The organism is Methylomonas sp. EFPC1 (assembly GCF_016925515.1).
Lineage (GTDB): Bacteria > Pseudomonadota > Gammaproteobacteria > Methylococcales > Methylomonadaceae > Methylomonas > Methylomonas defluvii.
This window is the reverse complement of sequence record NZ_CP070494.1, coordinates 3537152-3549604: the sequence shown is the minus strand read 5'-3', so window position 1 is coordinate 3549604 and position 12453 is coordinate 3537152. Positions and strand designations below refer to the sequence as shown.

9 protein-coding genes are annotated in these 12453 nt (G+C 51.2%); 3 read left to right on the top strand and 6 right to left on the bottom strand.

Annotation, left to right across the window (positions count from 1 at the left end):
- Positions 1-2: 2 nt before the first annotated feature.
- The 4 genes from JWZ98_RS16290 to epmB all read right to left on the bottom strand — a co-directional run bounded on the left by JWZ98_RS16290 (position 3) and on the right by epmB (position 6830).
- Positions 3-728: a sulfite exporter TauE/SafE family protein gene (locus JWZ98_RS16290; protein ID WP_020485298.1), complete on the bottom strand. Its 726-nt coding sequence runs from the start codon at positions 726-728 to the stop codon at positions 3-5.
- 89 nt (positions 729-817) lie between these two features.
- A complete protein-coding gene (locus JWZ98_RS16285; RefSeq protein WP_205450969.1) occupies positions 818-1741 on the bottom strand; it encodes a diguanylate cyclase in 924 nt (307 codons plus the stop codon).
- Between the two features lie 4 nt (positions 1742-1745).
- A complete protein-coding gene (locus JWZ98_RS16280; RefSeq protein ID WP_205450967.1) occupies positions 1746-5744 on the bottom strand; it encodes a PAS domain-containing protein in 3999 nt (1332 codons plus the stop codon).
- A gap of 99 nt (positions 5745-5843) precedes the next feature.
- Complete coding sequence (epmB, locus tag JWZ98_RS16275) at positions 5844-6830, bottom strand: EF-P beta-lysylation protein EpmB (RefSeq protein ID WP_205450961.1); 987 nt, start codon at positions 6828-6830, stop codon at positions 5844-5846.
- A gap of 73 nt (positions 6831-6903) precedes the next feature.
- Between epmB and efp the strand changes: the two genes are divergently transcribed.
- Positions 6904-7473, top strand: coding sequence for an elongation factor P (gene efp, locus JWZ98_RS16270; protein WP_033155525.1), 570 nt, complete (start codon positions 6904-6906; stop codon positions 7471-7473).
- Entirely contained in the window at positions 7470-8447 is a 978-nt protein-coding gene (epmA, locus tag JWZ98_RS16265; protein WP_205450960.1) for an EF-P lysine aminoacylase EpmA, read from the top strand. Before efp ends, epmA begins: the two co-directional genes overlap by 4 nt.
- A gap of 611 nt (positions 8448-9058) precedes the next feature.
- On the opposite strand, the gene aspS is transcribed toward epmA, so the two are convergent.
- Positions 9059-10849: an aspartate--tRNA ligase gene (gene aspS / locus JWZ98_RS16260; protein ID WP_205450959.1), complete on the bottom strand. Its 1791-nt coding sequence runs from the start codon at positions 10847-10849 to the stop codon at positions 9059-9061.
- Between the two features lie 89 nt (positions 10850-10938).
- The gene (locus JWZ98_RS16255; RefSeq protein WP_205450958.1) at positions 10939-11202 is read right to left on the bottom strand and encodes an FmdB family zinc ribbon protein; all 264 of its coding nucleotides are present in this window, start codon (positions 11200-11202) and stop codon (positions 10939-10941) included.
- A 113-nt stretch (positions 11203-11315) separates the two neighbouring features.
- Here JWZ98_RS16255 and pyrC point away from each other — a divergent pair, with 113 nt between their 5' ends.
- Complete coding sequence (pyrC, locus tag JWZ98_RS16250) at positions 11316-12353, top strand: dihydroorotase (protein WP_205450957.1); 1038 nt, start codon at positions 11316-11318, stop codon at positions 12351-12353.
- Positions 12354-12453: the final 100 nt, after the last annotated feature.

Here is a 12453-nt window from a genome sequence, read left to right as displayed (position 1 = left end):
TCTCAAAACGTCATGATGTGTTCAACGCGCATCGGATAGAGCCATGGGAAGGCTGCTAATAGCGCAAAGATAATAAACAAGGCTGCCACCGCGTGTTTAAAGTGCCGGATTTTCGAAAGCCTCGCCAGTAATGAGGTCATTATACCGACACCCATTACGGCAGGTAAAGTGCCCAATCCAAATGCTAACATCGTGAGCGCGCTGTGGGTAATGCTCCCCGTGGTAACTGCTAGTGCCAATGCCGTATAAATCAGGCCACAGGGTAGCCAGCCCCACACCATACCAAACAACAAAGCTTGGGTGCGGTTTTGTACCGGAATCAATCGGCGGCCGAATGGTTCGATCAGTTTCCAGAAGCGTGCGCCCATTTTTTCTATATAGGCAAAATACGGAAACCAGCCGCCAAGGTAAAGCCCTGCACCCGCCATCACCACGGCGGAGAGGAGTTGCAAAAATCTGTGCGCTTGGCCTTGAGCAAAAGGTAAAGTTAAGAAGGCCTCCAGCACGCCAACCAAGGCACCGGCCATCGCGTAGCTGAGAACCCGACCGATGTTGTAATTCAGCACGATGCCGAACAGACGGCGCTTGTCGTTACGAAGTTCGGGTTTCAGGCTGTAAGTCAGGGTACCGATAATGGAGCCGCACATGCCTATGCAATGCAGGCTGCTGAATAAACCCATTACAAACGCGGCAAGATAGGAAGCATTAAAGTCGAGGTAAAGATGCATAAACAAAAAGCCGAGGTAATAAGGTATCGAGTGGATTAGCGGGGATTATAGACGCTTTCCGAAACTGGAACGACGCGCAGATCTCTAAACTACCTGCCGTTGGACAAGTTATTCGCGCAGATACGATTCCGCCCTTGATGCTTGGCCTGATATAACGCATCGTCCGCTGCTTTCAATAAACTGGCAACGTCGTCGAACGTGTGGGCCTGTAGCGTCGCAACCCCGAGGGATATGGTCACGAAATTGTTGGGATTGTTCTGCGTATGCCGTATTTTCAGGTTCTCTATGGTTTCGCGGTACTGCTCGGCACGCATCAGGGCGCCTATGCTGTCGGTGTTGGGAAGCAGGATGGCGAACTCTTCACCGCCCAATCTTGCTACCAAGTCTTCGGGTCTGTGGGTAATGGTTTGCAAGGCACGCGCCACCCGTTTCAGGCACTCGTCGCCCATAGGGTGGCCAAAGTAGTCGTTAAATTGTTTGAAATTGTCAATATCGGCAATTAACAACGAGAGCGGCATGCCGGTGCGTTTGGACTGGTTCCATTGGCGTTCCAGGGCGGCGTCAAACGCTCTGCGGTTGGGTATCTCGGTCAGTCCATCCAGCGATGCCAGTTTTTCCAATAAATCGGATTTAGTTTTTAGCTGTATTTGAGTGCGTACTCTTGCTAAAACAATCGATGGCGAAAACGGTTTGGTGATGTAGTCGCTACCGCCGATTCGAAAACCGTGTACCTCATCTTCTTCCGAGTGTTTAGCGGTCAGAAAAATAATCGGAATATTGCGGGTTTTATCTGACGACTTGAGCTGGTGGCATATTTCATAACCATCCATGTCGTCCAGCATGATGTCCAGTAGGATCAGATCGGGAAGCTGGCTGGTGGCGATATGTAACGCCAGTTCGCTATGCACGGCTACTTTTACCGTGTAATGGGGTTCGAGAATATTCTTGATAAGATCCAGATTTTCCGGGCTATCATCCACGGCCAGAATGGTATGCGTGTTTCTACTTTCCATTTTCCTATATCCGATGTTCCAGTATGTGGTTGAGAGCTTGCGCGGCATCTACAAACTGGTAATTGGCAATTTGTTTTTTGATGGGCAATAAGATTTGCAGCAGAGCTTTATCATCGATATGGCGCATAATCCGCTCAAGTTGCTGGTCCGAGTCGGAATCGAAGGTTTGCAGTTTATCAATCAATATGGCCAGCTGTTGCCGAGTTTCCAGTGTCGAGTAGCGCAGTTCACCGTCGCTGTGGCTTTCGCTGTTGGCCAAATTACTGTTGATACTGCTGATAACCTTGCTCATCTCCAGTGTGGTGGCGGCAATATTACTATCGATATACGGGACGTCGGCAATATTGGCGCGGAAATCGATTAGCGACTCTTCCAGCCGTACTAAGTGGCTTTGCAATTGTAACGCTCCGAGGGAGCCGACTAAGCCTTTCAAAGTATGGACTAATTGATAGGCCTTGTCGTGCTGGTTATGTATGAAGGCTTGGCCGATTTCGTTCATGGTATCCGCATGGTTTTCAGCAAATTTTAGTAACACTTTTCGATAGACGGCAAGATTCCCTGCCGTATGTTGTAAGCCGGCCGAGGTGTCTATGCCATACAGATAAGGAAGCGGATTGCTTTCCAACTGTTCGCTGTTGGGATCGGTCTGGGGTATCCCGTCGGCTCGCGGTTTAATCCATTTTGCCAGCGTGGCGTAAAGCGTTTCCGGTAATATCGGTTTGCTGATGAAATCGTCCATATCGGCTTGAAAGCATTTGTTGCGATCATTACTCATCGCGTTAGCGGTCATCGCTATGACCGGCAAGGTTTGACAGCCGGGGAGTGTTCGTAGTTGTTTGGTGGTTTGATAGCCATCCATCACCGGCATTTGCACATCCATTAGCACGCAGTCGTAAGTGGTTTGTTGCAGTTTGCCCAAGGCGATTTCGCCGTTTTCGGCCACGTCGACTTGCAAATGTGCTTGTTCCAGCAACTCGATGGCCACAATTCGATTCACTTCGTTGTCTTCAACCAGCAATACTCGGGCGCCGCTGATATGTTGCAATTTCCCCGTATCGAGGGGGAGCTTTTGTTGGTATTGCGCATTGCGTATCGAAGCAAGGCTGGTAATGCCCAGTTTGACGCTAAAGGTAAATGTAGAGCCCAGGTTTTCTTGGCTGGTGACGCTTATCGTTCCGCCCATTTGTTCAACCAATTGTTTGGAAATGATCAGGCCCAAGCCCGTGCCGCCGTAATGACGTGTGACGCTACTGTCCCCTTGGCTGAACGCCTGGAATAGTTTGGCTTGTTTTTCTGCATTCATGCCGATGCCGGTATCGCTGATACTAAACTGCAAACAAGTCTGTTGCGCAGAGCGCTTAAGTTCGGTGAGCGTGACTCTTACCTCGCCATGTTCGGTAAATTTGATCGCATTCCCGATCAGATTGATAAAAATTTGCCTTAGCCGTTGCGGGTCGCCGATCACCGGGAGAAAAGTTAGCGTCTTAGGTGGGCGAATCAAGGCTATGCCTTTGCTGGCGCAGAGTTCCGACATCGTGGAAAACACCTTGTCCAGCATTTCTTCCAATAGAAAAGGTACGGATTCCAGTTGCATTTTTCCGGCTTCCATTTTGGAAAAGTCCAGAATGTCGTCAATGATGGTCATCAACGAGCGCGAGGCGGTTTCCACTCTTTCCAGGTAGTCGCGCTGTTTGGCGGAGATGCTGCTGTTTAGACATAATTCAACCAAGCCGATAATGGCATTCATCGGCGTGCGTATTTCGTGGCTCATATTGGCGAGAAATTCCGATTTTACCCGTGTTGCCTGTTCTGCCTGCTGCTTGGCTTCCAACAGCCGTTGCTCGGTTTGCAGCCGGTCGGTGATGTCTTGCATGGTGCCTTGAACGCCAGTGGGTTTGTCATTAACGTCGCGAATAACTTGTCCGCGTTGGTGGACATGACGAATTTGGTCGTTACCGAGCACTATCCGATGTCTGAAATCGAGACTGCCGCTACTGATCGCGTTTTGCATCGATGTTTTGAAAAAGCTTTGGTCGTCCGGGTGAACCAGCGTGCTTAAAAGGCTGGAAAAGGTGGGAGTAAAAACAGCTTTACTGGTTGCGGTGATCCGATACATTTCGTCCGACCAGCTAAAGTGATTGTCCGGCAAATGCCAATGCCAATCACCGATATGGGAAATACTTTGTGCATCCAGTAAGCGCTGTTTTTGGTCTTGCAGTGCATTGATGGCACGGCTGCGTTCCAGTTCGGCGGTAATTTGCAACGCGAATAATTTCAGGGTGTCTGTGGCAAAGGTAGTATCGGGAATGGGCCGACAGTATGATACCGAGATAAATCCGAAACTATTTTGTTGTTTGTCGTGTAACGGAATGCCCAGATAGCCTTGAATTTGTTGGCGTCGCAGCCAGTCGGCGTCGGGGAATCGTTCCGCTACATTATGTTCGACACAACAAATAGAGCCCGCGGCCACCTCGCGGCAAGGCGAATTATCCAGGCTGAATTCGCGGTTACCGACAATTTTGCCTTTTGTGCAAAGCGATAGGCTACGGGCACGCCCATTGCCCGTTGTTTCGGCAATTAATGCAAAATCGGCTCCCAGGGTCTCCACGGTCAATAGCGTCAGATTATCCAGCAGCGACGCGGCACTTTGCGGCAGGTTGCTGGAGACGATATTCCTAATCACACTGGATTGCTGACGCTGCTGAGTGATGTCACTCACCAGACCCTGATAGTCAATAATCTTGCCTTGCTCGTTGCGCACCACCATCTTGCGGTCTTGCACCCATTTTATGCCGCCGTTTTGGGCGACGATGCGATAGGGTTGATGCGCTATTTCGGAACAGTCCGGATCGTTGCGGCAGGTGGCGATCTCGCGAAGGAAAACCCCGACATCGTCGGGATGGATCAGGTTGAGATAAAACAGATTGCCGGTAATCAATTGTTCGACACTGTAGCCGAACAGCTGGCGGGCGTTCTCAGTGGCGAACTCTATCGGTAATCCTTCGGAATTATTCCATTTCAATACCACCGCCGCGCTCTGGCTGATAATTTGATAGGCGCGTTGCAGATTATGCTCCGACTGCTTACGCACGCTGATGTCTTGGTGCGTGCCGCATAGCCGGCTTGGAGCGCCGCTGACCGGATCGTACGCGACAACGGCGCCGGAACCTTGTATCCATACCCAATGGCCGAGTTTATGGCGCATGCGAAATTCCACGACATAGGGGCGGTCGGAGGCTATATGTTTGGCAACGAACTGTTTCACTCGTTGTCTGTCGTCCGGATGCAGGCGTTTGTCCCAGTCGCTGACATAGTTATCCAGCTCGTCATGGCTGAGGCCCAACATGTCCAGCCAACGTTGATTCACGGAATGTTCGCCGCTTAGATAATTCCAATCCCAGTAGCCTAGCTGGGCGCCGTCTATGACCAGGGCCAATTGTTCTTCAACTTGTTTTCGCGGCGTGATGTCGATATGGAACTGAATTAATTCGCTGTTGTTCTGCGTGGACAGACGGGTAAGCGAGATTTGCTGCCATGTTTGATTTGGAAAGGCATAGTCGCTAGCAGGCATAGCCTTGCCGGCTTTGATGTGTTGGCATAAGGGACATTCTGTTTCGGCATGGTTGGTCGGGTGAAACCAGGCGTGTATGGCTTGTCCGACTAATTCCGCCGGGGACTTGCCAACCGACAAAGCGGCTGCCTGGTTGGCATGGCGAATAATCCCCTGATTATCGACCACGATGGCGGATTGGGCGAGATGGTCGTAAAAGTCGCCGATGGGTGTCAGTCCGGAGGATGAAATTTGCCGATTTGACAGCAGTTCGCTAAAAATCAACAAGACAGCCAGTCCGGGCAGCAAAACTATCAATATTTTGGTCAGCTCACTCGTGCCGTTTATGTTTTGATAGAGCACAACGGTAATCTCACCTATCAACAGTAAACACACTGCGACCAGCACGAACCGGCGTATCTGATTGGCAGTATTGGCAAGTTTATCTGTCATAGTTTGCTGATGTCGGGGATCTGGCCGGGAGGGACGGGAAAAATCTTAGACCGGGTATCGGTAAATGTGAATCCATGTCGCCGGAAAACTGTCCGGTGCTCAGCAAATTGGGATTTTATAGGCTGCTCCGGCCTGTTCTTTAACCAGCTTGGGAACCAGATAACCGGGTAGATGGCTTTGCATATCTTCGAGCAATTGCCGGGCGGTGGTTTCGGAGACTTCAAAATGACCGGTGCCGCTGGCGTGGTCCAGCAAATGCAGGTAGTAAGGCAAAATCCCCAGATCAAATAGCTTTTCGCTCAGTTCGCAGAGAGTGCGGCCGGCATCGTTAACTCCCTTTAGCAGAACGCTTTGGTTCAATAAAGTGATGCCGTGGCGGCGTAAATCGCCGCAAATAGCTCCAACGGCAGCACTCAGCTCATTCGCATGATTGGCGTGAAATACCATCACAACTTGTTGCGACAGGCTGGAGAAAGAGTTGAGCAGTGGTTGGGTGATGCGCATTGGTAGCACGATGGGCACTCGGCTATGAATGCGAATACGTTTGATATGTTCAATCTCACCTAACCGTGCCAACAGCTGGCCGAGTTTTTCGTCATTTAGCAGCAAGGGGTCGCCGCCACTGAGGATGACTTCGCTGATTTCCGGATGGCTAATGATGTAGCTAAGCGCTTGTTGAATTTTTTGCGTTGACAACTGCAACTCCGCATAAGGGAAATTGCGCCGAAAACAATACCGGCAGTGCACTGCGCAAGCGCCGGTGCTGATCAACAATACCCGGCCGTGATACTTATGAATGATGCCTGCTTCGGCGACCGCGCCTAGGTCGCCTACCGGATCATGGCTGTAGCCCGGATAGTCGATCAGTTCGTTCTGAGTCGGCAGCACTTGTCTCAGCAAGGGGTCATTTGGATCGCCGCGGCGCATGCAATCAGCAAAGCCGCGCGGCACACGGAGCGGAAAGGCTTTGAAATCCGGCAGCAATGCCATGCTGTCTGTTGAAATATTCAAATAGTCACAAAGGGCCTCGACGCTGGTAAATGCGTCGGCCAGCGCCTGTTGCCAGCCGGCGGTTTGGGTGTTCAATGCTGCTCCGGTTTCCGATTAAAAATCTTATCCATTATAATCGTCCGACTATTATTTGTTTCACGAGGAAAAAATGGCGACTTTTAGCACCAACGAGTTCAAGGGCGGTTTGAAAATCATGCTGGACAACGACCCTTGTTCGATTATCGAAAACGAGTTTGTTAAGCCGGGCAAGGGGCAGGCGTTCAATCGGGTCAGGATCAGAAATCTGAAAACCGGCCGCGTCATCGAACGTACCTTCAAATCCGGCGATACCGTCGAAGGTGCGGATGTCGTTGATAAGGAAATGCAGTATCTGTATAGCGATGGCGAATTCTGGCATTTCATGGTGCCGGATACATTTGAGCAGTATCAAGCCGATAAAAATGCGGTGTCCGATGCGATCAAATGGTTGAAAGAGCAAGATATTTGCACGATGACCTTGTGGAACGACTCACCGCTGTCGGTTACCCCGCCCAATTTCGTAGAATTGGCCATAACCGAAACCGATCCCGGTCTGAAGGGCGATACGTCCGGCGGCGGCGGTAAACCGGCTACGCTGGAATCCGGTGCCGTGGTGCGCGTACCCTTGTTTGTACAGATCGGCGAAGTGATTAAAGTCGATACCCGTACCGGCGAATACGTTTCCCGCGTCAAAGAGTGACGGTAAGCTGGCAGCCGAGCTGCCCACTGGCGCATTTGCGCACTCGCGCGCAAATGCTGGCGGCGATACGGCGTTTTTTCGAGGTACGGGGTGTGCTGGAAGTCGAGACGCCGCTATTGTGCCCAGCCACCGGTACCGATCCGCAGCTGGATTTTTTCAGCAGTCAGTTTAACTTCCCCCCCACCCGACCCACTCTGTTTCTGCAAACTTCGCCTGAGTTCGCGATGAAACGGTTGTTGGCCGCTGGTAGCAGCAGTATTTATCAGATCTGCAAGGCCTTTAGGAACGGCGAAGCCGGGCGCTATCACAATCCGGAATTCACGATTTTGGAATGGTACCGGGTCGGCTACGATTTGCGGCAATTGATGGCGGAAGTCGCCGAATTATTGTTGCAGTTGTTGCAACCTTTTCATGCCGCATTGCCAGCCAAACAAATCAGCTACCAACAGCTATTTTTGGATGCCACCGGCTTGGATCCCTTGGCATTTTGCAGCAGCGATTATGAGGCTTATGCGGCTGCGAATGCGCTTCCGGAAGCTGTCGACCTATGCGGCGACGATCATGCCTTGTGGCTGGATTTTATTTTTAGCCATTGCGTCCAGCGGACGATGGATAAAGATACGATTTATTTGCTGCATAGCTATCCGGCGATACAGTCTTCGCTGGCGCGCCTAAATGCCGATGACTCTCGGCTCAGTGAGCGTTTTGAAGTGTTCATCAACGGTGTGGAGTTGGGCAACGGCTTTTATGAGCTGGCCGATCCTGTTGAACAGGAGGCACGTTTTGATAAGGAAATTGCCTATCGGCTAAGCCATGACTTGCCGGTAGTTAGCAAAGATGAAGCATTTTTGCAGGCATTGAAATTCGGTTTGCCGGATTGCAGCGGGGTAGCAATTGGTTTGGATCGGCTGCTGATGATTGCTCTGGGCAGTGAGTCTATCAGTGATGTGCTGGCTTTTCCGGTCCGCGTTTGAAGCTCAATGTTGAAAGGCTTGAAAAAACTCCCCCTTCGCCGAAGGGGGATGTAGTAGGTAGGTGTACCTAAAAACGATTAATCGATTTATTTAGTAGGGCCAGCTGAGCGAGCTTTTTTGCTGGTCCGGATGGTCTGCAGCATCTAGCGCTGTTTGTATGTCGTCTACGAAAAAGCGTCTAAGGCCGCGGCCAAGGCGATGGGCTAGCACCGGTAGAGCTTGATCTTTGTCTAGGTAGGCCACGGGTTCGCGACCCTTGCGGTAATGGTGTAGCGCTCTTCTGACTGCGCCGCACAGATAGCACTCCGTGCCCTCAGGAAGAGTAGAGTTCAAATCGCGAAGTAGATGTGGAGTTATTTTATTCATAGCATCCCCCTCCTCATTCGGAGTGTTGGGCGGTAATCCTTATGCCATGCGAAGATCCGCGACCGGGATCTGTTATTTAATAAAAATAACGTGATTAACTTATCAATTTGGCAAAAAAAGTCAACGAGTATTTGGTGGGGTTTTTTGACGTATATCAATACCTTGGATGACTGCTTCCCAAGGTATCCGGTGGTAAGCTTAACAAGAACAAAGGGCGGACAAGACAGTCCGCCCTCAGATTTACCTTAATCCTGCTTTTCTGTTTTGCCGGCAGGGGTACGCAGTCTTATACCCAATTCTTTCAATTGTTCTTCGCTGACCAATGCCGGCGCATTGAATAATGGGCAAGCGGCAGTCTGAGTTTTCGGGAACGCTATGACGTCGCGGATCGAGCTGGCGCCGGTCATTAACATCACCAAGCGGTCCAAACCAAAGGCGATACCGCCATGCGGAGGCGCGCCGTATTTCAAGGCATCCAGCAGGAAGCCGAATTTTTCGCGGGCTTCTTCGTGGCCTATGCCGAGAATGTCGAATACGGTTTGTTGCATCGCAGTGCGGTTGATCCGAATCGAGCCGCCGCCGACTTCGGTGCCGTTCAACACCAAGTCATAAGCGCGAGACAGCGCGGTGCCGGGGTTGGCGACCAATTCTTCCACCGAGCAGCTCGGTGCGGTAAACGGATGGTGAATTGCGGTGTAGCGTTGGGCTTTTTCGTCCCAGGCGAACATCGGGAAGTCCACGACCCAAAGCGGTTTCCAGGGGCCGGTCAACAAGTTGCGATCCAGGCCGAGCTTAACGCGCAGAGCGCCCATGGCTTCGTTGACGATGCCGGCTTTGTCGGCACCAAAGAAAATCAGGTCGCCGTTTTGAGCGCCCACTTTCGCCATGACTTTGGCCCAGACATCAGCCGGAGCGAATTTGACGATAGGCGACTGCAAGCCTTCGACACCAGCAGCTAAATCGTTGACTTTGATATAAGCCAAGCCTTTTGCGCCGTAAATGCCGACAAATTTGGTGAGTTCGTCGATCACGCTGCGGCTCAAGTCGCCGCCTTCCGGCAATTTCATGGCCACGACGCGGCCGTTTGGATCGTTGGCGGGGCCGGAGAAGACTTTGAAATCCACGCCTTTCATTTCCTCGGCAATGTCTACCAGTTCCAGCGGGATACGCAGATCCGGACGGTCCGAACCGTAACGATTCATGGCTTCGGCATAACTCATGACCGGGAATTGGTCGCCCAAATCCACGTCGATAATCTCCTTGAACAAGCGGCGGATCATTTCTTCCATTACCGCCATGATCTCTTGTTCATTCATGAACGAGGTTTCGATATCCAGCTGGGTAAATTCCGGTTGGCGATCAGCCCGCAAATCCTCGTCGCGGAAGCAACGCACGACTTGGTAATAGCGGTCCATGCCGGCAATCATCAGCAACTGTTTGTAGAGCTGCGGCGATTGCGGTAAAGCAAAGAACGAATTTTGATGGGTCCGGCTGGGTACGATGTAATCGCGCGCGCCTTCCGGCGTAGCCTTGGTCAGATACGGTGTTTCGATTTCGAAAAATTCGTGGTCGTCCAGATATTGACGCAGGTTGCGGGTCACATCGCGGCGTACTTTCATTTTTTGCTGCATCGCGGTGCGGCGCAAGTCGATGTAACGGAAACGCAGGCGGGTTTCTTCGTTGACTTCGATGTCGCTTTCCAGCGGGAATGGCGGAGTTTCCGCTTCGTTGAGTACCTCTATGTGCTTGCCTAATATTTCAATTTGGCCGGTGGACATATTGGGATTATGCGTGCCTTCAGGCCGGTCGCGGACGATACCTTCGATACGCAGCACATATTCACTGCGCACGTGTTCGGCAATCGCAAAGCTTTCGGCCATATCGGGATCGAACACCACTTGCACCAAGCCGGCGCGGTCTCTCAAGTCGATAAAAATAACGCCGCCGTGGTCACGGCGACGATGAACCCAGCCGCACAGGGCAACGGTTTGACCTAGATGTTGGGTGTTCAATTCTCCACACTTGTGGCTACGCATAGTTGTTCTCGGGTTAATCAAAATACGGGGATAGGTAAAAATTAGGAAGTGCCAGTCGTTTCGGAAAACTGGCAGTTACCATGAGATTCCTAATGGTTATGGTTCGGGCAGCCGCTGCAACTGCTGGCTTTTTCCGGGGCTTTGCTTTCGCCGGCGACGTTTTTCTTGTTGCCGCTTTTAAAATCGGTTTCGTACCAGCCGCCGCCTTTCAAACGAAATCCCGCTGCGGAAATTTTCTTTTTTAATTCCGCTTCATTGCAGGCAGGGCACACGACCAGGGGCTCGGCACCCAATTTTTGCAGCGCTTCGTGTTCGTGTCCGCAAGCATTGCATTGGTATTCGTAAATAGGCATCTGCTTCTCCAGTTGAAAGTGTTTAAATCGGCTTACTAAGGGCGGGGTTTTAAATTTTCAAGGCCCTTAATGTTAGAATAACTAGCTATTTTAAATGAAAACGCCCGGAGATTATGGATAAATTGACCATTCGCCAACCTGATGATTGGCATTTGCACGTCAGAACCGGCAGTATTTTAAAAACGGTGATCGGGCATACTGCCAGGCAGTTCGGTCGCGCCATTATCATGCCGAATTTAAAACCCCCGGTCACCACGGTCGCGCAGGCTTTGCTTTACAGGCAGGAAATTTTGGCCGCTTTGCCGCCAGACTCCACGTTTCAGCCTTTGATGACTTTGTATCTAACGGCAAGTACCTCCGTTGAGGAAATCAAAAAGGTGGCCGATGCCGAGCATGTTCATGCCTTCAAGCTATATCCGGCCGGAGCAACCACCAATTCCGATGCCGGAGTCGCCGACATTGAAGCGGCTTATCCTTTATTTGCGGCGATGGAGCAACACGGCGTACCGCTGTTAATCCACGGTGAAGTGACGGATGCGGAATACGATATTTTTGACCGCGAAAAACTGTTTATCGATAACAAGCTAAGCAAGCTTACCCGGCAATTTCCGGCACTACGCATCGTTTTAGAGCATCTGACGACCCAGGAAGCGGTGCAATTTGTCGAAGCTGCATCCGAGAATATCGCCGCGACTATTACCCCGCAGCATTTGCTCTATAACCGCAATGCCATTTTGGCGGGCGGTATTCGTCCGCATTTCTATTGTTTGCCTATCTTAAAGCGCGAGCATCATCGCCAAGCCCTGATAAATGCGGCTACCAGCGCTAATCCCAAATTTTTCCTTGGTACCGATAGTGCGCCGCATTTGACCGGCTTGAAAGAAAATAGCTGTGGTTGTGCCGGTTGTTATAGCGCGCATGCGGCATTGGAATTGTATGCCGAAGCCTTCGAGCAGGTTGGCGCACTGGACAAGCTGGAAGGCTTCGGCAGTTTTTATGGCGCGGATTTTTACGGTTTGCCGCACAATTCCGCGAGCGTTACTTTAGAAAAGCAAGCCTGGATGGTACCGGAAGCCTATGCCAATACCGATGACACTATTACCCCATTACGGGCTGGAGAGAGTTTGGCGTGGCGCTTAGTGGCCGCCTGATCCCTTGTAATGAGTGGGGCAATTCAACCCGCTTAACGGTTTGTTTCAACCGATCCTGGCGTCTTTTGATGTCGACTTGAGATGTATCGGGCATTGCCGG